Source organism: Conexibacter sp. DBS9H8, assembly GCF_023330685.1.
Lineage (GTDB): Bacteria > Actinomycetota > Thermoleophilia > Solirubrobacterales > Solirubrobacteraceae > Palsa-465.
On record NZ_CP097128.1, the window covers coordinates 180,709 to 201,530 of the forward strand.

The 20,822-nt window shown below is 70.4% G+C and carries 17 protein-coding genes; 9 read left to right on the top strand and 8 right to left on the bottom strand.

Annotation, left to right across the window (positions count from 1 at the left end; genetic code table 11):
- Positions 1-45: 45 nt before the first annotated feature.
- Positions 46-2,145: a YafY family protein gene (locus M3M55_RS00870; protein WP_249010937.1), complete on the top strand. Its 2,100-nt coding sequence runs from the start codon at positions 46-48 to the stop codon at positions 2,143-2,145.
- 31 nt (positions 2,146-2,176) lie between these two features.
- Here M3M55_RS00870 and M3M55_RS00875 read toward each other — a convergent pair whose 3' ends face one another.
- The 4 genes from M3M55_RS00875 to M3M55_RS00890 all read right to left on the bottom strand — a co-directional run bounded on the left by M3M55_RS00875 (position 2,177) and on the right by M3M55_RS00890 (position 7,080).
- Entirely contained in the window at positions 2,177-2,653 is a 477-nt protein-coding gene (locus tag M3M55_RS00875) for a GNAT family N-acetyltransferase (RefSeq protein ID WP_249010938.1), read from the bottom strand.
- 1 nt (position 2,654) lies between these two features.
- The gene (locus tag M3M55_RS00880) at positions 2,655-3,494 is read right to left on the bottom strand and encodes a polysaccharide deacetylase family protein (RefSeq protein ID WP_249010939.1); all 840 of its coding nucleotides are present in this window, start codon (positions 3,492-3,494) and stop codon (positions 2,655-2,657) included.
- A 139-nt stretch (positions 3,495-3,633) separates the two neighbouring features.
- A complete protein-coding gene (locus tag M3M55_RS00885; protein WP_249010940.1) occupies positions 3,634-5,847 on the bottom strand; it encodes a 3-hydroxyacyl-CoA dehydrogenase NAD-binding domain-containing protein in 2,214 nt (737 codons plus the stop codon).
- Positions 5,848-7,080 (bottom strand): acetyl-CoA C-acetyltransferase, encoded by a 1,233-nt coding sequence (locus M3M55_RS00890; RefSeq protein WP_249010941.1) that lies wholly within the window; start codon positions 7,078-7,080, stop codon positions 5,848-5,850. It abuts the gene before it with no gap.
- A gap of 149 nt (positions 7,081-7,229) precedes the next feature.
- On the opposite strand from M3M55_RS00890, the gene M3M55_RS00895 reads away from it, so the two are divergent.
- Complete coding sequence (locus M3M55_RS00895) at positions 7,230-7,847, top strand: TetR/AcrR family transcriptional regulator (RefSeq protein ID WP_249010942.1); 618 nt, start codon at positions 7,230-7,232, stop codon at positions 7,845-7,847.
- A 22-nt stretch (positions 7,848-7,869) separates the two neighbouring features.
- Here the strand turns inward: M3M55_RS00895 and M3M55_RS00900 are convergent, their stop codons facing one another.
- Entirely contained in the window at positions 7,870-8,634 is a 765-nt protein-coding gene (locus M3M55_RS00900) for a hypothetical protein (RefSeq protein WP_249010943.1), read from the bottom strand.
- 176 nt (positions 8,635-8,810) lie between these two features.
- On the opposite strand from M3M55_RS00900, the gene M3M55_RS00905 reads away from it, so the two are divergent.
- From M3M55_RS00905 to typA, 3 genes are read left to right on the top strand one after another with little or no spacing between them, the layout of a single operon-like run.
- Positions 8,811-9,506: a hypothetical protein gene (locus M3M55_RS00905; RefSeq protein WP_249010944.1), complete on the top strand. Its 696-nt coding sequence runs from the start codon at positions 8,811-8,813 to the stop codon at positions 9,504-9,506.
- Entirely contained in the window at positions 9,503-9,943 is a 441-nt protein-coding gene (locus tag M3M55_RS00910; protein WP_249010945.1) for a helix-turn-helix transcriptional regulator, read from the top strand. Before M3M55_RS00905 ends, M3M55_RS00910 begins: the two co-directional genes overlap by 4 nt.
- A gap of 39 nt (positions 9,944-9,982) precedes the next feature.
- Positions 9,983-11,821 (top strand): translational GTPase TypA, encoded by a 1,839-nt coding sequence (gene typA, locus M3M55_RS00915; protein WP_249010946.1) that lies wholly within the window; start codon positions 9,983-9,985, stop codon positions 11,819-11,821.
- 42 nt (positions 11,822-11,863) lie between these two features.
- On the opposite strand, the gene M3M55_RS00920 is transcribed toward typA, so the two are convergent.
- Positions 11,864-12,271: a PPOX class F420-dependent oxidoreductase gene (locus M3M55_RS00920; protein WP_249010947.1), complete on the bottom strand. Its 408-nt coding sequence runs from the start codon at positions 12,269-12,271 to the stop codon at positions 11,864-11,866.
- Here M3M55_RS00920 and M3M55_RS00925 point away from each other — a divergent pair.
- Positions 12,270-13,169, top strand: coding sequence for an oxidoreductase (locus M3M55_RS00925; protein WP_249010948.1), 900 nt, complete (start codon positions 12,270-12,272; stop codon positions 13,167-13,169). The two genes, M3M55_RS00920 and M3M55_RS00925, sit on opposite strands and share 2 nt — an antisense overlap.
- Before the next feature lie 459 nt (positions 13,170-13,628).
- Here the strand turns inward: M3M55_RS00925 and M3M55_RS00930 are convergent, their stop codons facing one another.
- Both M3M55_RS00930 and M3M55_RS00935 read right to left on the bottom strand, forming a co-directional pair.
- Positions 13,629-14,582: a GDSL-type esterase/lipase family protein gene (locus M3M55_RS00930; RefSeq protein ID WP_249010949.1), complete on the bottom strand. Its 954-nt coding sequence runs from the start codon at positions 14,580-14,582 to the stop codon at positions 13,629-13,631.
- A 51-nt stretch (positions 14,583-14,633) separates the two neighbouring features.
- Positions 14,634-15,587 (bottom strand): SGNH/GDSL hydrolase family protein, encoded by a 954-nt coding sequence (locus tag M3M55_RS00935; RefSeq protein WP_249010950.1) that lies wholly within the window; start codon positions 15,585-15,587, stop codon positions 14,634-14,636.
- Positions 15,588-15,802: 215 nt separating this feature from the next.
- Between M3M55_RS00935 and M3M55_RS00940 the strand changes: the two genes are divergently transcribed.
- The 3 genes from M3M55_RS00940 (at position 15,803) to M3M55_RS00950 (ending at position 20,802) form a co-directional block, all read left to right on the top strand.
- Complete coding sequence (locus M3M55_RS00940; RefSeq protein WP_249010951.1) at positions 15,803-16,999, top strand: hypothetical protein; 1,197 nt, start codon at positions 15,803-15,805, stop codon at positions 16,997-16,999.
- 216 nt (positions 17,000-17,215) lie between these two features.
- Positions 17,216-19,978 carry an aconitate hydratase AcnA gene (gene acnA, locus M3M55_RS00945; protein WP_249010952.1) on the top strand — a complete coding sequence of 921 codons (2,763 nt, stop codon included), beginning with the start codon at positions 17,216-17,218 and terminating at the stop codon, positions 19,976-19,978.
- 146 nt (positions 19,979-20,124) lie between these two features.
- On the top strand, positions 20,125-20,802 hold the full coding sequence (locus M3M55_RS00950) for an HAD family hydrolase (protein WP_249010953.1): 678 nt from the start codon (positions 20,125-20,127) through the stop codon (positions 20,800-20,802).
- The last annotated feature ends 20 nt before the right edge of the window (positions 20,803-20,822 follow it).

Here is a 20,822-nt window from a genome sequence, read left to right on the forward strand (position 1 = left end):
GGCTGGCCTCTGCCCGAGGCGGCGACCGGCTTTAAAGTGGCCGGGATGGCCAAGGACACCGAGAAGCTGATCCGCCAGCTTTCCCTCATCTCCTACCTGATGGCCGAGCGCCGGCCCGTCACCGCACCGGAGATCCGCCGGGACGTGGAGGGCTACAGCGTGATGAACGAGGACGCGTTTGCCCGACGCTTCTACGCTGACCGCTCCGAACTGGAGTCCCTCGGGATCGTGCTCACCGTCGAAAAGCCCGCCGACGGGCAGGTCGAGCAGGAGAACTACAGCCTCGCGCCGGAGAACTTCCACCTCCCACCGATCGCCTTCAGCGACGAGGAACTCGCCGCCCTCGGTACCGCCCTGCACCTGCTCGACGGGGAGTTCGCCTACGCCGAGCCGCTGCGCCTCGCCCTCCAACAGATCTCCTGGGGACGGCCCTCCCCGCTCACCAGCCCGGTGCAGACGACGGTCAAGCTCAACCTCACCGGAGCCGCCGGCGGCCATGAGATCTCCCAGCGCCTCGCGAAGATCGAGACCGCGATCTTCAGGCGCAAGACGATCCTGTTCGACTACTACACGATGGAACGGGGCGAAACCGGCTCCCGCCGGGTCGATCCCTACCAGCTCGTCTATCAGGGCGGCCAGTTCTACCTCGTCGGACGCTCCCATGAGCGCAAGGCGATCCGGGTTTTCCGCCTCTCCCGGATCCGCGGCAAGGTCGGCTATGCGACCAAGGCCGAACACGACTTCCAACGGCCCACAGACTTCGATCCACGCGCCTACGCCGACCGGATCCAGTGGCAGTTCGGCGACCCGGTCGGGACGGCGGAGATCTGGATCTCGGGCCGGATCGCCTGGCAGATCGAACGGCACTTCGGTCGCTACGGCAGCTTCCGCCCCGCCGGGGACGGCATCCACGGCCTCGGTGACGAACGCGACCGGATCTTCAGCACCGACTACGCGAACCCGCGTCAGCTCGTCGCCTGGGTGCTCGGCCTCCGCGGGCAGGCACGGATCGTCTCTCCACCCGAGCTCGCCGGCGAGAGCCAGGAACGGCTCGCCAGCATTCTCGCCCACCATGAGGGGGACCCCGCCACCCCGCTTGGCCGTACCCGCCCGGCCGCCGCGATCGACGCGGAGGCGGCCGCGGAGAGCCCGGGTCGCGACGAGGCCGAGACGGAGGCGGGCATCCGGCCTGAGCGGTTCGCCCGGCTCGTCACCCTCGCGAGCATCCTCATCGACCACGGCCGCTCAGGGCGGTCGCTCACCGCCCGGGAACTGCGGGACCGGCTCAAGGTGTCCGACGGCGAGCTGCGCGAGGACATCCAGGTCCTCAACATCGTCAACTTCGGCGCCGGCACCTACGTCCTCTACGCCGAGATTCTCGACGACGGCACGGTGGAGGTCGACCCCGAGCCCTACGGCGACTCGTTTGCCCGGCCGGCCCGGCTGCTGCCGGTGGAGGCCAAGGCGCTGATCGCGGCGATCGACCTGATCGGCGAGCACATCCCCGAGGGCTCGCTCACCTCGGTACGGGCCAAGGTCGTCGCCGCCCTCGGGGAGGACCCCGCCCAGGGCGGGCTCCACATCGCTCGGGCCGGGGCCGATGACACGGAGATCGCCGCCGTGATCGCCGAGGCGATCACCCGCCGGCACCGGCTCGCCTTCGAGTACTACAAGGAGAACGAAGACGAGTTCTCCTCCCGCACGCTTGAGCCCAATCAGCTCGTCAACGGCCGCGAGGGCTGGTACGTCGCCGGTTTTGACCCGAGCCGGGGGGATGTCCGTCACTTCCGCCTCGACCGGATCAAGTCCGCAACGGTCACCGAGACCGTCTTCGAGCCACGCCACGACACCGGCGAGGACGCCGAGGTCGACGGCTGGCTGCGCACCGGTGAGGTCGCCAGCGCCCGCCGTGCCCGCGTGTGGATCTCCCCCGACCGGGCCCGCTGGGCCCGGGAGGATCGCACCGTCACCGACGAGTACGAGGACGGGGCCGTCGTGGTGGAGATCGGCTTCGCCGGGCTGGACTGGCTGATCCGTGAGGTGCTCAAGGAGGCCGGGGACGCGGTGGTGCTCGCACCCGCGGACGCCCGCGAGGCCGTCCACCGCGCCGCCCTCACTCTCGTCAACGCCGCCAGCCCCGTCTGAGTGGCGCCCCCGCACCACCCGACCCGACCGCTCAGCCGCCGGTGATCCGTTTCTCCCCGAAGAACGTCGCGACCGGGTTCGCGTTGAAGTTCCCCATCGGCCGATAGCCTGCACTGAGGTAGAGCCGCTGGGCAACGGTCTGGCGCTCGCCGGTGTCGAGTCTGGCGGTGTGGAAGCCCAGCGCGCGAGCCCGCTCCTCCAGGGCGCCCAGCAGCGCCCGTCCGACGCCACTCCCGCGCGCCGCCGGTGTGACGTACATCCGCTTGAACTCACACACCCCGGGAGCGAGCGTCTTGATCCCCCCGCAGCAGACCGCCTCGCCGTCGCGGTAGCCGACGAGGAACACCCCATGGGGCGGGTTGAGCTCGTCCGGACCGGCTGGAGGCATGTCCGGTGCGGTCATGTCGAGGCCGGGGTACATCGCCTCGACCTCGGCCCGCATCGCCGTCTCGAGGCGGGCGCCGTCGCCGCTGTCAACCCGGGCGTCGGCGAACGCGACCGTCGGCACCTCAGTGCGGAGTGGCGAGGTCGGCCTGGAGCTGGGCGAGGCCGGTCTCCTGCTCAAAGCGCGGCAGCAGGTAGGGCTCGTTCCTCGTCGCGTAGGCGAACCCCTCCGTGGTCGCGTCCTTGTATCCGGCGGCCTTGACCGCAGCGATCACCGTCGCGTTGAAGTCCGAGGACGGGTAGGCAAAGCCGTTGACGGGGATGTGGAAGGTTCGCTGGAGGAACTGACGAGAGGCGACGAGCTGGTACTTCAGCTCCGCGGGGGTGGCGGTCGCCAGGTCCGGATGGGTGACCGAGTGGGAATCGACCTCCCAGCCGAGCTTGAGCACGTGGGCGATCTGGTAGTTGTAGAGGTGGTTATCGGTGATCTCGTTCAGCACCGCCGGCCAGCCGTACTTGGAGAGGATCTTCGGGGCGAAGGTCACCTGCGGCGGGTAGCCGTTGTCGAAGGTGATGACGATCGGCTTGGCCGGCAGGGTCCCGTGGTGGTACCAGGCGTTGAGGACCTCATCGAGGGTGACCGCCTGATATCCGGCCGAATGCAGCCAGGCCATCTCCTGGGCGAAGATCGGGTAGGGCATGTACAGGCCCGGGTACGGCTCGGTCGGCGGGGCGATCCCGAGTTCGTGGTAGAGGATGATCGGCACCGGGCCGGTGTAGGGTCGCCAGCCCGGCTGGGGGGTGGCGTTGCGCACCTCCGTGGAGACCGGGGCGTGGTGGACCCGGTGGGCGGCGGTCCGGCTCCGGACCGTCGTGGAAGCGGTGGTCGGGTGGGGGCTGCTCGATCCGCAGCCGGCGAGGCCGGCCCCGAGCAGGAGGGCGAGCAGAAACGAACGTGCGCGCACGGACATAAGGTAGCGCGAAGCGCTGGCGGAGGGCCGGCCCGGGGGCAATCGGGCCGGCCCACCAGAGAACGGGAGGATCCCCCGGCGCGACGGTCCGGGGGCGAGCCGGTGCTCGCCCCCGGAGCCTGCACGCAGGAGATCAGACGGCGGCGAGCTCGGTTTCGTCCGAGTAGATCTCGCCGCGCTCGGCCATCTCGACGAGGGAGGCCGGCGGCTCGAAGCGGCTGCCGTAGGCGGCGGCGAGCTCGCGGGCCCGGGCGACGAACGCCTTCGGGCCGACGGCCCCGTCAGCTCCCTCGTAGCCGTTGATGTACTGCAGCACCCCGCCGGTCCAGGCGGGGAACCCGATCCCGAAGATCGAGCCGATGTTCGCGTCGGCGACCGACTCGATCACGCCCTCATCCCGGCACTTGACCGACTCGATCGACTCGACGAAGAGCATCCGCTCCTCGAGGTCCTTGAGGTTGATCGAGCGTGGGTCCGCGACGGGCGGGAACGCCTCTGTGAGACCGTCCCAGAGGCCGAGCCGCTTTCCGGACTCGGGGTCGTAGCTGTAGAAGCCCTTCTTCTCCAGCCGTCCGGGCCGCTCGTACGTGTCGAGCATGTCGTCGATCACCTCGATCGCGCCCTTGATCTCGTCAAAGCCCGAGCCGGTCTCCCCGGCCTCCTGGGCGGCGATCCGGATCTTGCGCATCAACTTGAGGTTGAGCTCGTCCGAGAGCTGCAGCACCGGGGCCGGGTAGCCGGCCTGGCTGGTCGCCTGCTCGATCGACGGGGCCGGGACGCCCTCCTTGAGCATCGAGATCCCCTCATTGACGAACGTGCCGATCACCCGGCTGGTGAAGAAGCCGCGGCTGTCGTTGACGACGATCGGGGTCTTCTTGATCTGCTTGACGTAGTCGAGGGCCTTGAAGGTCGCCTCATCCGAGGTCTTCTCGCCCCGGATCAGCTCGACGAGCGGCATCTTGTCCACCGGGGAGAAGAAGTGGATCCCGATGAAGTCCTCGGGCCGCGTGACGTAGGTGGCGAGGCCGGTGATCGGCAGGGTGGAGGTGTTGGAGCCCAGCAGCGCGTCGGGGGCGACAATCGGCTCGATCTCCTTCCACGCGGCCTCCTTGATGTCGGGGGCCTCGAACACCGCCTCCACCACGAGGTCGGCGGCGGCGGCGTCCGCGGCGCTGTCGGTCGGGTGGATCCGGTCAAGCAGGGCCTGGGCCTTCTCCTCACTCATCCGACCCTTCTCGACCGCCTTCTTCACGAGGTTCTCCGAGTAGCCCTTGCCCCGCTGGGCCGCCTCGAGGCTGACGTCCTTGAGCACGACCTCGATCCCCGCCTGCGCGGACACGTAGGCGATCGCCGCGCCCATCATCCCGGCGCCGAGGACGGCGACCTTCTTGGCCTGGAAGGTCTCCACGTCGGCGGCCCGGCCGCGGGCGCCGTTGACCCGCTGGAGGTCGAAGAAGAACGCCTGGATCATGTTCTTGGCGACCTGGCTGGTGGCGAGGTCGACGAAGTAGCGCCCCTCGATCTCAAGGGCGGAGTCGAAGTCGACCTGGGCCCCCTCGACCGCGGCGGACATGATGTTGACCGGCGCGGGCATGTTCGCGCCCTTGAGCTGCTTGCGCAGGTTCGCCGGGAAGGCGGGCAGGTTCGCCGCCAGCGCCGGGGTCGAGGGCGTCCCCCCGGGGATCTTGTACTTCTTGTCGGCATCCCACGGCTGCTGGGCCTCGGGGTTGGCCTCGATCCAGCGGGTCGCGGCGGGGATCAGCTCGTCGGCGGAGGCGACGACCTCGTCGACGATCCCGATCTCCTTCGCCTTGGCCGGCTTGAGTCGCTGGCCCTGGAGCAGCAGCCCCATCAGGGCGGGCACGATCCCGAGCATCCGCACCGAGCGGACGACCCCGCCGGCGCCGGGGAGCAGCCCGAGCTGGACCTCGGGGAAGCCCGTGACCGCCTTGGGATCATCAACGATGATCCGGTGGTGGGTGGCGAGGGCGATCTCGAGCCCGCCGCCGAGCGCGGCGCCGTTGATCGCGGCGACGACCGGCTTGCCGAGGGTCTCGAGGCGGCGCAGGTAGGTCTTGCCCCGCTCGAGCCAGGCCCGGAACTCCTCCGCGTCGGACCTCTTGACCTTGCGCAGGTCATTGAGGTCACCGCCGGCGAAGTAGGTCTTCTTCGCCGATGTGAGGATGACGCCCTTGATCGACTCCTTCTCGGCCTCGAGACGCTCGACGGTCGCCTTCATCGACTCGAGGTAGAGCCCGTTCATCGTGTTCGCACTCTGGTTCGGGTCGTCCATCGTCAGGACGATGATTCCGTCCCGGTTCTCCCACGTGATCATGTTCTCTGACATCTAGATGGCCTCCACCACGGTTGCGATACCCATTCCACCCGCGACGCACAGGGTCGCCAGGCCGTACTTCTGTCCCGTCCGGTGCAGCTCATCGATGAGCGTGCCGAGGATCATCGCCCCGGTCGCGCCGAGCGGGTGACCGAGCGCGATCGCCCCGCCGTTGACGTTGACCTTCTCCATCAGCGCCGCCTCATTCTCCTTGCCGGCCATGTCCCGGACAAAGCGCATCACGACGGAGGCGAACGCCTCATTCATCTCGATCAGGTCGATGTCGTCGATGGTCAGGCCGGCCTTGGCGAGCGCCTTCTTCGACGCCGGCGCCGGGCCGGTGAGCATGATCGTCGGGTCCTCGCCGGCGAGCGCGGTCGCGAGGATCCGCGCCCGCGGCGTCAGCCCGAGCTCCTCACCGATCTTCGCGTTGCCGATGGTGACGAGGGCGGCGCCGTCGACGATGCCGGAGGAGTTCCCGCCGGTGTGGACGTGGTTGATCTTCTCCACCCAGTGGTACTTCTGCAGGGCGACTGCGTCAAAGCCACCCATCTCCCCGATTCCGGCGAAGGCGGCGTTGAGCTTGCCGAGCCCCTCGACGGTGCTGCCGGGACGGACGTGCTCGTCGCGGTCGAGCAGGACGTGGTCGTTGACGTCCCTGACCGGGACGATCGAGTTGTTGAAGCGGCCTTCGGCCTGGGCGCGGGCGGCGCGCTCCTGGGAGCGGACGGCGTAGGCGTCGACGTCCTCCCGGTCCCAGCCCTCGATCGTCGCGATCAGGTCGGCTCCGATCCCCTGGGGGACGAAGTAGCTGTCATAGGCGGTCGCGGGGTCCATCGCCATCGCGCCGCCGTCAGAGCCCATCGGCACCCGGCTCATCGACTCGACACCGCCGGCGAGGACGAGCCCCTCCCAACCGGAGGCGACCTTCTGGGCGGCGAGGTTGACCGCCTCGAGGCCAGAGGCGCAGAAGCGGTTGACCTGTACGCCGGTGACGGTGTTCGGCAGACCGGCGGCGACCGCGGCGGTCTTGGCGATGTCCGCGCCCTGGTCTCCGATCGGGGTCACGCAGCCGAGGACGATGTCATCGACCCGGCTCGGGTCGAAGTCGGGGTTGCGCGACAGCTCCTCGTGGATGAGCCCGACGACGAGGTCGACCGGCTTGGTGGTGTGCAGCGACCCGCCCTTGTTCTTGCCCCGCGGGGTGCGGAGCGCGTCAAAGACGAGCACTTCGGTGGCGGACATGGTGTTTGCGGCTCCTTGGCGGGTGACCGCCGCCGCGCCTGTGCGCCGGCTGCGGTCGGGCCCCGAATCGTGTTTCTCGAGCGGGCTTGGTGTCGGTTGTGGACCGGACCCGGGCCATAACCGACACCTATGTCGGATAATACCGACAGATGGCCACCGACGCTCCCAAGTCACGCCTCCCCGGCGCCCGCCGGCGCGCGCTGATCATAGAGGCCGCGCTCGCCGAGTTCGCCGCTGTCGGCTATGAGGCGGCCTCCCTCGGCCGGATCGCCACCGCCGCCGGGGTGGCCCGCACCGTCCTCTATGACCACTTCGATTCCAAGCTCGCCCTGTTCAGTGACCTGCTCGCGACCGAGGAGGACGCCCTGCTCGCCTATCTCAGCGCCGCGCTCGAGTCCGAGGGAAGCACCGAGCAGCGCTGGCGGGCGACCTTTGACGCGTTCTTTCGCTTCGCCGCCGAGCACCGGCTCGCCTGGCAGCTGCTCTACCCGGACCGGCCGCCGCTCGATCCCGAGGCGAGCGACGCCTACCGCCTCTCCCGGGCCCGCCACAGCCGGGTGCTCGCGGACCTGCTCGCCGCCGACGCCCGCCGCGCGGGCCTCGATCCGGTCACCGTCGAGGCGCGGGCGGTGTTCGCGATGCACCGCGACGCCCTGGTCGCCGCCGCCCGCTGGTGGCAGGCCCACCCGGAGGTGTCCCGGGAGGAGATCGTCGCGGCGGCGATGGCGGCGCTGTGGACGGGCTTTGGCGGGATGCAGCCGCGCTGACTGAGGATGGGCCGGCGCGGCCTCAGCAGGTGCCCGAGTAAGCGGACACCCCGGGGCCGACGGCCGGGTCGTCGACGACCCCGGCGTTGACGGAGCGCAGGACCGCGCCGAGGTGGACGATGTACCACACCCCGCGCCAGCTGATCATCGAGGCGATCCCAAAGGAGCGGACCTGCCCGTGGGCGGAGTAGACGACGCGACTGTTGGGCACCTCCCAGTAGCCGGAGCTGTTGTAACAGACGTTCGGCGGGACCCAGTGGGCGTAGCTCTCGGGCACACGGACGCCGAGCAGCTTCGCGGCTCGCGGATCGGCGCCGAGCAGCTGGTGGGCGGCCTTGACGTCGAGGACGTAGTCGCCGAGCAGCCGATTACGCCAGTCGGCCTGAGGATCGGAGATCGCCTTGATCTGCACGTAGGCGGCCTCCGGGAAGAAGGCGGGCACGCCCGGCCACACCCGGCCGACCTGGACGGCCCGCCAGAAGTCGGCCATCTCCGCGTGCAGTTGGGGACTGGTGGCCGGTGGCTCGGCCGGGGTCTGGGGGAGGGTGCCGGGTGCCGGCCCGCGGGGGCGCCGGGGCGGTCGGCGGTGGACGGGGTGCCGGCGGGCGGGAGTGACCGACACCGCGGCGGTCGTCGTGGTGACGCTGAGGACCGCGCCGGGGCCGTTGGCGGCCGTGCTGGCCGCCGCCGACCGCGCCGCGGCAACGCCCGCGCTGACCCGGCCGCTCGCGCTCGCGCTCTGGCCACACCCGGCGAGGGCCACCGCCGCGAGGATCACCGCACTCACCCAGCGCATCGTCTCCCCATCGTGTCAGACGGGGTCCAGCGGCCGACCGCGGGTGGGGGCGGCTAACGGGATCCTCACGATCGACTGGTCGAATCCAGGGCGCCAGGGTTCCACCACCCAGAAGGGGTCGATCAGAACACCCTCTCGGGCCTTATCGGATCCGATAAGATCTCTGTGTGCTGGAGGGCGTTGGTCTCCCACCCCGACTGGCTGGCGTGATCGCCTCCGCCGCCCGCCTCCAGGCGGTCGTGCCCGAGGCGGTCCTCGTCGGCGGTTCGGCGGCGGCCCTCTATGCCCACCACCGCGAGTCCTTCGACCACGACCACGTGCTCGCCGATCTCGCCGAGCGCTACGAGGAGATCCTCGCGGCGGTCGAGGCGACCGACGGCTGGGTGACGAGCGTGCGCGCGAGCCGCCCGCCGCTCACGCTGATGGGCTCCCTCGGCGGGATCGAGGCGGGGCTGCGCCAACTGCGCCGCCACCGACCCCTGGAGGTGGTCGAGGTCGAGGTTCCCGGCGCGGGACGGTTGCGGGTTCCCACCGACGCGGAGATGCTGCGGATCAAGGCCTACCTCGTCGTCGTCCGCAACCAGGTGCGTGACTACCTCGACGTCGTCGCGCTCGCGGAGATCGTCGCGGACGCGCCGCGGGTGCTGGCTGGGATCGACGCCTACTACGACGACCGCTCGGGCGCGCCCGACTCGGTCCTCACCGCCCTCATCCAACGACTCTGTGAACCCAATCCGCGTGATGAGCCGGTCACCCGGGAGTTGGCCGCCTACAAGGGGCTCGCTCCCCGCTGGCATCGCTGGCCGGCCGTGTGTGCGGCCTGCGCGGAACTGGCGGACGCGATCATCGCGGGGCTGACGTGACGCACGTCGGGTTCCGCAACGTCGTCGGCGACCCGACCGTACCGGTCACCCAGTGGCCCTATGAGGCGCTCGTGGCGACGATCGAGCGCGGCACGGTCGGTGACTGGCTGGGGATCCTCCGAGAGATCGAGCGCGCCCCCTGGGGGACGGTCGCCCGCCGGGTGACCACCTATCTCGGCTACGCCCGCCCCTACGGTGTGGCTCCCCTGCTCGAGCGCACGATCGCCCGGGCCCGAACGGCGGCGCACGCCGAGGAGCGGGTCCAGGTCGCCGCCCGGGTGCGTGAGCTGATCGGCGCCTCCGGACTGAGCCGGGCCGAGTTCGCCGCGGCGATCGGCACCTCCGCGAGCCGGCTGTCCACCTACGCCTCCGGGGAGGTTGTTCCCGCCGCGACGCTGATCGTGCGGATGGAGCGCGTCGGCACCGGCGCGAGGTGAGCCGCCGGGCCCTGCAGGCGGCCATCTACCCTTGCGCTCGTGCCCACCGAGATCCGCTCCGATATCCGCAACCTCGCGATCGTCGCCCACGTCGACCATGGCAAGACCACGCTCGTGGACGCGCTGCTGTGGCAGTCGGGCGCCTTCCGCGCCAACCAGGACGTCAACGAGCGGGTGATGGACTCGATGGACCTCGAGCGGGAGAAGGGGATCACGATCCTCGCCAAGAACACCGCCGTCCGCTACGGCGAGGTCACCTTCAACATCATCGACACGCCCGGGCACGCCGACTTCGGCGGTGAGGTCGAGCGGGGCCTGACGATGGTGGACGGCGTCGTCCTGCTCGTCGACGCCTCCGAGGGGCCGCTCCCCCAGACCCGCTTCGTCCTGCGCAAGGCGCTTGAGGCGCGCCTGCCGGTGATCCTCGTGATCAACAAGATCGACCGTCCCGACGCCCGCGTCACCGAGGTCGTCGACGAGGTCTATGAGCTGTTCCTCGACCTCGACGCCACCGACGACCAGATCGACTTCCCGATCGTCTACACGGTCGCCCGTGACGGGCAGGCGACACTCGATCCCGACGTGCCCGGCGAGAACCTCCAGCCGCTCGTCGACGTACTCCTCGAGCACATCCCGGCTCCGTCCTTTGACCCGGACATGGGTCTCCAGGCTCACGTGACGAACCTCGACGCCTCCCCCTACGTCGGCCGGATCGCGATCTGCCGTGTGCACAACGGGACGATCAAGAAGGGTGAGACCGTCTCCTGGTGCCGCTCGGACGGCACGGTCCAGCCGGTGCGGATCACCGAGCTGTACCTCACCGAGGCGCTTGAGCGCGTCCCCGCCGAGTCCGCCTCCGCCGGAGACATCATCTCCGTCGCCGGCATCCCCGAGATCACCATCGGCGAGACCCTCGCCGATGCGGAGAACCCGGTGCCGCTGCCGGCCATCAACGTCGACGAACCGTCGCTGTCGGTGACCATCGGCACCAACGACTCACCGCTGGCGGGCACCGAGGGGGACAAGCTCACCGCCTCCCAGGTTCAGGCTCGGCTCGAGCGCGAGCTCGTCGGCAACGTCTCCCTGCGCGTGAACCCGACCGAGCGACCGGACGTCTGGGAGGTCCAGGGCCGCGGGGAGATGGCTCTCGCCGTGCTCGTCGAGCTGATGCGCCGCGAAGGGTTCGAGCTCACCGTCGGCAAGCCCCAGGTCGTCACCCGCGAGGTCGACGGCAAGCTGCACGAGCCGATGGAGCGCCTCTCCGTCGACGTGCCCGAGGACTACGTCGGCGCCCTCACCCAACTGCTCGCGCTGCGCAAGGGCCGAATGGAGACGATGACCAACCACGGCCACGGTTGGGTGCGGATGGAGTACCTCGTCCCCGCCCGCGGCCTGATCGGCTTCCGCACCGAGTTCCTCACCGAGACGCGCGGCACGGGAATCCTCCACCACGTCTTCGACCGCTGGGAGCCCTGGCACGGGGAGATCCGCACGCGCGGCACGGGGTCGCTCGTGGCCGACCGCCGCGGCAAGGTCGCGGCCTTCGCTCTGTTCAACCTCCAGGAGCGCGGCTCGCTGTTCGTCGGGCCCGGCGAGGAGGTGTATGAGGGGATGATCGTCGGTGAGAACTCCCGCGCGGAGGACCTCGACGTCAACGCCGTCAAGGAGAAGCACCTCACGAACATGCGCAGCTCGACCGCCGATGAGCTCGTCCGCCTCGTCCCCAAACGCGAGCTCTCCCTTGACGCCGCGCTTGAGTTCCTCCGCGAGGACGAGTCCGTCGAGGTGACCCCCCGCAACGTCCGCCTGCGCAAGACGATCCTCGACCAGACCGTCCGGGTCAAGGCCAACCGGGCCCGCAAGCGCGCCCCGGCCTGAGGCCGGAGCGTCAGCGGACGGGGGCCACCTTGGCCGGACGAGTCACCCGGGGATCTCGACCGCGTAGATGTTCCTCGGCTCGATCGTCACGATCAGCCGCTCAGACCCCGGCGCGTCGAACTCGCGCACGTCCGCCCCGTACTTGGGGTTGACATGGGCGACCGCCCAGGCGTAGTCGGGGTCGGGCTCGGCGTGGGCGTGCCCGCGCACGTCCATGAACCGCATCGGGTTGGCCGGGTCGGGGATGAGCAGGGAGACCTGGGGCCGTTTGCGCAGGTTCTTGGTCTTGAGACGGTCGGTGTTGAGCGACAGCTTGAAGTGGCCGTCGGCCTCATCGAAGACGAACCAGGTGAGGGTCGCCTGGGGGCCGCCGTCGGCGCCGATCGTTGTCAGGGAGCCGACCGGCGCGCTGAGCAGGTCGCGGTGGGATGCGGGAACGGTGGTGGGCATGCGAGGATTCTCCCTCACCATGGGCTACTCATCGACAGACGTTCCCGATCTCACCGGTCAGCGCGTGATCATCACCGGCGCCAACAGCGGCCTCGGACTCGAGACCGCCCGCGTGCTCGCCGACCACGGCGCGGCGCTCACCCTCGCCGTTCGCAACGCCGGTAAGGGGGAGGCCGCCGCCGCTGAGGTCGGCCACGGTTGTGAGGTCGCCAGCCTCGACCTGGCCAGCCTCGACTCGATCCGCGCCTTCGCCGCCGACTGGGGCGAGGAGCCAATCGACCTCCTGATCAACAACGCCGGCGTGATGTACACCCCGCTGACGCGGACGGGTGACGGCTTCGAGTTGCAGATCGGCACCAACCACCTCGGGCATTTCGCCCTCAGCAACCTCCTGCTCCCTCACGTCCGCGGCCGGGTCGTGACCGTCGCCTCCAACGCGCACAAGCTGGGCAAGATCGACCTCGCCGACCTCAACTGGGAGCGGCGCTCCTACAACTTCATCGCCGCCTACAACCAGTCCAAGCTCGCCAACCTCCTGTTCACCTCCGAACTCGCCCGCCGGCTGAGTGCCGTCGGCTCACCCGTGATTGCCACCGCCGCCCATCCGGGGTATGCGGCGACGAACCTCACCGCCCACTCGGGCTCGCCGATCAAGGGGGCCCTGATGGCGATCGGGGACCGGGTGCTCGCCCAGAGCGCCCGCCAGGGAGCCCTGCCGACCGTCTACGCGGCGGTCGAACCGCTGGCGAGCAACACCTACGTCGGACCCAACGGGCTCGGGGAGTGGCGCGGGACCCCGACGATCGTTGGGCCCAGCAAGGCGGCCAAGGATGAGGTCGTCGCCGCGGCGCTGTGGTCGCTCTCAGAAGAGCTGACCGGGGTGAGCTGGCCGCTCTGATCGGCGGCGCCGTCCCGACGCTCGTTGATCGCCTCGATCCGGGCGGAGAAGGCGTTGGCGACCCGGTCGGCGTGCGCCTTGGCCTCCTCGGCGACCGGGCCACAGAAGAGACGGTCGACGGTGTCGGTCCACAGCCACAGCCAGCGGGCGAAGTGGCCACGCCGCAGGGGGACCTGCGCGTTCAGCCGGAGGTGCGGGGCAAAGGCCCCGCCGCCGTAGGAGCGGGCTCCGAGCAGCACGGTCTCCCAGAACCGCGTGATCCGCGGGAGGTGCTCGTCAAGGTCGAGGTGGGCGACGTCCGTGAACAGGAACCCGATCACCTCATCGGTGAGCGCGCGCTCGTAGAAGGCGCGCACGAGGCGAGCGCAGTCGGCTGAGCTGGTGATGTCGTCCATCGACTGCTCAGGATAGGCGGAGGGGACGGTCAGGCTGCGTGCGTGACCGTCCCCTCCTGCGAGCTCAGAGCCGCTTGGGCAGAACCGCGCGGAAGGCGCCGGCGATGAGCCGGTAGCCGGTCGCGTTCGCGTGGATGTTCGGCCCGACCGGCGGCGGAGCACACATCCAGGTGAGGCCGCAGATGTCGGCAACATCGGTCGGAACGCTGCTCATGCCGGTGGCCGCCAGCGGGGTGCCCGCCGTCGACTCCGGCGTCATGTTGTAGGTGGAGAATGCGGCCGCCACGTCGGCGGTACGGAACCCGTGGGCGCGGTCCGCCTTGGCGATCGCCGTGTTGATGCTCTTGACGAGGCTCACCGACAGCGCCCCGAGCTGCTGCTGGCTGGAGTCGGTGGAGAGCTCGTCGGCGAGCACGGGGTCATAGAGATTCATCGCGGCGAGCGTCGTCCCCGGACCGGCGGCGCGGCGCAGGCCGGCGAGGATCTTGGGGGTGTTGGTCTCAATCGACGTGATGCCCTTGCTGACACACCCTTCGACGGCGGCGATGCCCTGGCTGGCGTCCGCGGCACAGCCGTCGACGTCGTTGGCGCCGATGTCGAGGGTGACGAGGGCGACCTCCCCGCGGGCCCGGTGGGCGCGCAGGAACGCCTCGGCGGCGCGGAGCTGGGAGCCGCCGCGGCGGTCGCAGTGGTAGTGGCGGGCCGACGCGGCGTTCCCCTTGCCGGTGAGCATGCTGGTCGTCGTCTCCCCGGGGCAGCCGAGCTTGACGAGCCGGAGGTCTTTCACCTTGTGCCGGATCGTGGTGTAGAGGTCGTTGGCGTACCCCTGGTTGGTCTCGACCCCGACCCCGGCATGGTTGGGCTGGTAGCCGACCGACAGCGAGTCGCCGAGCGCCAGGTAGTAATGGACAGGTGGGCGGCGCGGATGGGGATGGCTCGCCCGGGCGGCGGCGCTCGCCACCCCGCTTGCCAGCGCGATCACCAGCGCGAGCGCGCCGACGGTCAGACGTACCTTCATCTTCTCTCTCCTCAGTCAGCTCACGGGCGCCTCCACGCCGCGCAGCCGAGTCTAGTGTCGGCCGTCGCTGAGCCGGGGCAGCACGGCCAGGAACGCCGCGGCGATGCGGCGGTAGCCGAGGGCGGTCGGGTGGACGTTCGGGGTGGTCGCGCAGACGTGGGTGTCGACACAGAGCGCGGCGACCGCCCGGCGGGCGCCGCGCTCTGGGTCGGCGCGCCCCAGCCGCAGACCACTTCCCCCGAAGCGCGCAGCGACATTCGCGGTCCTCACCCCGTTGCGCCCGTCGATGGCGGCGATCCCCTCGTTGAGGCGGCTGATCGCCGCGAGGGAGAGCCGAGCGATCGCCGCGAGCGTGGGGTTTCGCGACCTCAGACCGATGAGGAACGGGTCATAGATCGTCATCGCGGCGATCGGTACCTGCGGACCGGCGGAACGGAGCGCACCGAGGATTCGGGGCAGGTTGACCGACACGGCACGCAGACCCTGGCCGAGACAGGCACTGACGGCGCGGAGGCCACGGACGATCGTCGCCGCAGCGACACAGCCGAACAGATCGTTGGCGCCGATGTCGATCGTGATCACCCTCACCGCAGCAGGGTCCCGGTGGATGACCGCGAGGGCCGCAGCGAGCTGGGAGCCGCCGGTGCGGTCGCAGTGGTAGATCCGTGCGGTCGCCGTGTCGCCGGCGCCCGTGAGCAGGCTCGTCGTCGTCTCTCCGGGGCACCCGAGCGCGACCCGCCGAATGCCGGGCACCTGCGCCCGGAACCGGCGCTCGAGCTGATCGGTGTAGCCGGCTGGGGTCTCGATCTCCTGCCCGCCGACGCCCGGCTGGACCCCCACGGCGAGCGAATCCCCGAGGGCGAGGTACAGCGCGGGCGACACGCCGTTCCCACCGGCGAGGATGAGCACGAACGTGAGCGCGACGGCCGCCGCGGTTGCGATGGGGACCCCTCGCGCCGCCCGGCGCGGGATGCGATGGCGGCGGGCGGAACCTCTCTGAGCCACACCGTCACCCCCTGAGCATTGACATCGGCCGTCGGCTACGCTGACCGGGCAGTCTAGGTCAGCCCGGCTGACCCCGCATGCCACTTAAAGGCGGCCTAATGCAGGATCTCTTGCAGAGCAGGGTTCTGCCGACCGTCTCCGACGGAGGCTGTTACGGTCCCACCGCACCCGGCGCCGCCCCGATCAACGCGCCGCGTCCACGAGCCTGGAGTTGCATGCGAAGCACACGTCACATCAAGCGGTTCACCGTTGCCCTCATCGCCGCCGGCCTGCTCGGTGGGGTCGCCCTCGTGCCGGTCTCGGAGGGGGATCTGCAGAACCAGATCTCCGCCCAGCAGTCCGTCGCCGGACAGCTCGCCCAGCAGATCAAGGCCGACAACGCCCAGATCGCCCAGACGAGTGGCGGCCTGGCCGCCGCCCGGGCCCAGCTGAGCGCTGTCGAGGCGAAGCTGGCCGCGCAGATGGACGAGCTCAAGCAGGTCCAGGTGCAGCTGATGACCGCCCGTGACCAGCTCGCGGCCCTCGAGGCCCGCCTCCGGCTCGCGTCCACCGACCTGGCGACAAACCTGCGCGCCGAGTACGAGCAGGGAACCCCGAACCTGATGACGGTGATCATCAATGCCCACGGTTTCACCCAGCTGCTCAACCAGGTCAACTTCGCTCAGCGGATCTCCCGTCAGGACGCAGAGATCGTCGGGGTGACCCGCTCCGCCCGGCGGCGGGTGCTTGCCGAGACCGTCCACCTCGGAGCCCTGGAGAGCCGCGATCGGACCCTCACCAACGCGATCCTCGCCCAGCGCAACCAGCAGGCCGCGCTCGAGACCGCGCTGCTGAACCGCCAGATCGCCGAGACGACTGCGCGTGCGAACGTCCGCGGCAAGCTCGCCAGCGTCAACGCCGACCTCAGCTCCCTGCGGTCCAAGCTCGCCGCCGTCCAGGCCGCGGCCGCCGCGCGGGCCCGCCAGAGCGCCGCCCAGGCCTCGGTGGCGGTCAACCAGCAGGCGGGGGGCCTGGCGATCGACACCGCCGGCATGGTCCAACCGCCCGCGAACGCGCCTGCGGCGGTCAAGGAGATGATCGCCGCCGGAAACGCGATCGCCACCCTCCCCTACATCTGGGGTGGAGGACACGCCTCCTTCATCTCCCCCGGGTATGACTGCTCCGGATCGGTCTCCTATGTCCTCGCCGCCGCCGGGCTGCTCAGTGCCCCGGAGGTGTCGGGTCAGCTGGAGAGCTTTGGCGCACCCGGTCCCGGCCAGTGGGTGACGATCTACGCGAACGCGACCCACGTGTGGATGGAGATCGCCGGCTGGCGCTTTGACACCGTCGCCCTCGCCGAGTACGGGACCCGCTGGTCCCAGGGCGGCGGCGAGTTCGCCGGCTTCGTCGTTCGCCACCCGGTCGGGCTGTAGGGGCCCCACGCCGGTCTCGATCGGTGTCCGGCGAGAAGCGCCCCCGGTCAGGCCCCGGTCGGAGGTGAGGGTCGTCCCGCCGGCGGTGAGCGTCAGCATCTCAGCTCTGCGCCCAGGGCTCCGGGCGAGCCGGGCGGCGACGAGCCCGGGAGCCTCGTGGCGCCCGCGTGAATAGAGTAGGGGCTCCCTCTGAGCACCCCACTTTCAGGAGTCGATATGTCATCCAACAGCTTTGGCGCGAAGGCCTCCTTGGAGGTTGGCGGCCGCACGTATGAGATCTTCCGGATCGATGCGCTGCAGTCCCGGTTCGATGTCGCCCGGCTCCCGTTCTCGCTGAAGATCCTGTTGGAGAACCTGCTGCGCTGTGAGGACGGCGTTGCGATCACCGCCGCCGACATCGAGGCGCTCGCCACCTGGGACGCCCGAGCCGAGCCGGCCAAGGAGATCGCCTTCACCCCCGCCCGCGTCGTGATGCAGGACTTCACCGGCGTTCCCGCCGTCGTCGACCTCGCCGCGATGCGCAACGCGATGGCGGAGATGGGCGGGGATCCGGAGAAGATCAACCCGCTCGTCCCAGCCGAGCTCGTCATCGACCACTCCGTCCAGGTCGACGCCTTCGGGACCCCGTCGGCCTTCCAGCGCAACGCCGAGCTCGAGTTCGAGCGCAACGAGGAGCGCTACGCGTTCCTGCGCTGGGGCCAGAACGCGTTCGCGAACTTCAAGGTCGTCCCGCCCGACACCGGGATCGTCCACCAGGTCAACCTCGAGTACCTCGCGCGCGTCATCTTCGTCAACGACGCGACCGGCCAGGCCTACCCGGACACGCTCGTGGGGACCGACTCGCACACGACGATGATCAACGGGCTCGGGGTGCTCGGCTGGGGTGTCGGCGGGATCGAGGCGGAGGCGGCGATGCTCGGCCAGCCGATGTCGATGCTGATCCCGCAGGTGATCGGCTTCAAGCTCCACGGCGCCCTGCCCGAGGGCGCGACCGCGACCGACCTCGTGCTGACGGTCACCGAGATGCTGCGGGCCAAGGGGGTCGTCGGGAAGTTCGTCGAGTTCTACGGGGCCGGGCTGGCGACCCTGCCGCTCGCTGACCGCGCGACGATCGGCAACATGTCCCCCGAGTTCGGTTCGACGTGTGCGATCTTCCCGATCGACGCCGAGACGTTGCGCTACCTCGAGTTCTCGGGCCGCCCGGCCGAGCAGATCGCCCTGGTGGAGGCCTACGCCCGCGCGAACGGGCTCTTCCATGACGAGGACAGTGAGGAGCCGACGTTCACCGACACCCTCGAGCTCGATCTCGGCACCGTCGTCCCGTCGATCGCCGGCCCCAAGCGCCCCCAGGATCGGATCCCGCTGACCGAGGCCAAGCACGCCTTCTCCGAGTCGGTCGGCGCCTACGTCAGCACGAACGGACAGGACGAGGCCGAAGCCGACAGCTTCCCCGCCTCTGACCCGGTCTCGACTCCCGCAAGTGCGCCGTCCGGCGGGCCAGCGAGCACCCGCGGCGCGACCGGGACCGCCACCCCGGTCCGGCTCGCCGACGGCACGGAGACGAGCCTTGACAACGGGCACGTCGTGATCGCCGCGATCACCTCCTGCACGAACACCTCGAACCCGTCGGTGATGCTCGGCGCCGGCCTCGTCGCCCAGAAGGCGGTGCAGCGTGGCCTCACGGTCAAGCCGTGGGTGAAGACGTCACTCGCCCCCGGTTCCAAGGTCGTCACCGAGTACCTCGCCCGGGCCGGTCTCGACACCGCCCTCGATCAGCTCGGGTTCAACCTCGTCGGGTACGGCTGCACGACCTGCATCGGCAACTCGGGTCCGCTGCCGGAGGAGATCTCCCAGGCCGTCAACGACGCCGACCTCGCCGTCGTCTCGGTCCTCTCGGGCAACCGCAACTTCGAGGGCCGGATCAACCCGGACGTGAAGATGAACTACCTCGCCTCCCCGCCGCTGGTGGTCGCCTACGCGCTCGCGGGGTCGATGGACGTCGACCTCTACCACGACGCGATCGGCACCGATCCCGACGGGGCCGACGTCTTCCTCGCCGACATCTGGCCGACGAACCGGGAGGTCGCCGACGCCGTCGAGTCCGCCGTCCAGGCCGACCAGTTCCGCCGCTCCTACGGCAACGTGTTCGACGGGGACGAGCGCTGGAACGGGCTCGAGGTCCCGACCGGTGAGCTGTTTGACTGGGACCCCCGGTCCACCTACGTCCGCCAGCCCCCGTTCTTTGACGACCTCCCCCGCACCCCCGACCCGGTGGCGGACATCTCCGGCGCCCGCGTCCTCGCCGTCCTCGGCGATTCGGTCACCACCGACCACATCTCCCCGGCCGGCTCGATCAAGAAGGGCGGGCCGGCGGCCCTCTACCTCAACGAGAACCACGTCGAGGCCCGGGACTTCAACTCCTTCGGCTCCCGGCGAGGCAACCACGAGGTGATGATGCGCGGCACGTTCGCGAACATCCGCCTGCGCAACCAGCTCGCGCCGGGGACCGAGGGCGGCGTCACCCGCTACCTCGCCGACGGCTCCGGCACCGAGATGTCGATCTACGACGCCTCCATGCGCTACCAGGAGGCCGGCGTCCCCCTCGTCGTCCTCGCCGGCAAGGAGTACGGCTCGGGTTCCTCCCGGGACTGGGCGGCCAAGGGCACCCGGCTGCTCGGGGTGCGCGCGGTGATCGCCGAGTCCTTCGAGCGCATCCACCGCTCCAACCTCGTCGGCATGGGCGTCCTGCCGCTCCAGTTCCTCGACGGCGAGTCCGTGCAGTCCCTCGGCCTATCGGGCGAGGAGACCTTCACGATCGCCGGGCTCGCGGGCGGTCAGGACATCCCCCGTCGCCTCACCGTCTCTGCCGACGATCGCACCTTCGAGGTGATCGCCCGGATCGACACGCCCAAGGAGCAGGAGTACTACCGCCACGGCGGGATCCTCCAGTTCGTCCTGCGCCAACTGCTCGCCGCCTGAGCGGACTGGCGGGTGAGGGGGCCACCGAGCCCCCTCACCCCCTCATGCGCGCCGGGGGCCCGCGGCGCAGGACCGGCCCGCCCGTTCTGTGGCGCGCCGCGCCGGATACGGTGCCCAGCGCGCCGGAACACCCTAGGATCCCGGCTGTGCTCGTCCTCTTCGACATCGACGGAACGCTGCTGGCGAACGCCTCGCGGGAGCACGCCCAGGCGATCCATGAGGCGATCGCCGAGGTCCACGGCGTTGACGTCGCCGCCCTGCGGCGGCCAGGGCCCGAGGTTGCCGGACGGACCGACGGGGAGATCGCGCGGATCCTGCTCACCCGCGCGGGGGTCGGCCCGGGCCGGATCGACGCGCTCGCCGACGCGGTGCGCGAGCGCGCGTGTGCCCGCTACTGCGAGCTCTGCCCGCCCGACCTCACCGCGGCCCGCGTCCCGGGGATCGCCTCAGTGCTCGAGGCCCTCAGCGCCCGGGATGATCGCGCCCTCGCTCTCGTCACCGGCAACTTCGAGCCGGTCGCCCGGCTCAAGCTCAAGCGGGCCGGCCTCGGCCACTTCTTTGCCGCCGGGCAGGGGGGGTTCGGCTCGGACGCGGAGGATCGGGCGGCGCTTCCGGCGGTCGCCCGGCGCCGCGCGGGCGGGGTGTCTCCGCGAAATGCCGTCGTCGTCGGTGACACGCCCCGGGACATCGCCTGCGCACGGGCGGACGGGTGCCGGGTGATCGCCGTCACGAGCGGCCCCTACGGCGCCGACGCGCTCGGTGGGGCGGACGCGGTCGCCGAGGACGCCGAGGCGCTCACCGCGCTGCTCACCGACGGGTTCTGAGCGCCGGCCCGCCGTCGGCC

What these genes read in the sequence shown, in the direction of transcription:
- M3M55_RS00870 (WP_249010937.1), top strand. Translation starts at nt 46, where the DNA reads ATGGCCAAGGACACCGAGAAGCTGATCCGCCAGCTTTCCCTCATCTCC.
- M3M55_RS00885 (WP_249010940.1), bottom strand. Translation starts at nt 5,847, where the DNA reads ATGTCAGAGAACATGATCACGTGGGAGAACCGGGACGGAATCATCGTC.
- M3M55_RS00890 (WP_249010941.1), bottom strand. Translation starts at nt 7,080, where the DNA reads ATGTCCGCCACCGAAGTGCTCGTCTTTGACGCGCTCCGCACCCCGCGG.
- M3M55_RS00895 (WP_249010942.1), top strand. Translation starts at nt 7,230, where the DNA reads ATGGCCACCGACGCTCCCAAGTCACGCCTCCCCGGCGCCCGCCGGCGC.
- M3M55_RS00925 (WP_249010948.1), top strand. Translation starts at nt 12,270, where the DNA reads ATGCGAGGATTCTCCCTCACCATGGGCTACTCATCGACAGACGTTCCC.
- M3M55_RS00920 (WP_249010947.1), bottom strand. Translation starts at nt 12,271, where the DNA reads ATGCCCACCACCGTTCCCGCATCCCACCGCGACCTGCTCAGCGCGCCG.
- M3M55_RS00930 (WP_249010949.1), bottom strand. Translation starts at nt 14,582, where the DNA reads ATGAAGGTACGTCTGACCGTCGGCGCGCTCGCGCTGGTGATCGCGCTG.
- M3M55_RS00940 (WP_249010951.1), top strand. Translation starts at nt 15,803, where the DNA reads ATGCGAAGCACACGTCACATCAAGCGGTTCACCGTTGCCCTCATCGCC.
- acnA (WP_249010952.1), top strand. Translation starts at nt 17,216, where the DNA reads ATGTCATCCAACAGCTTTGGCGCGAAGGCCTCCTTGGAGGTTGGCGGC.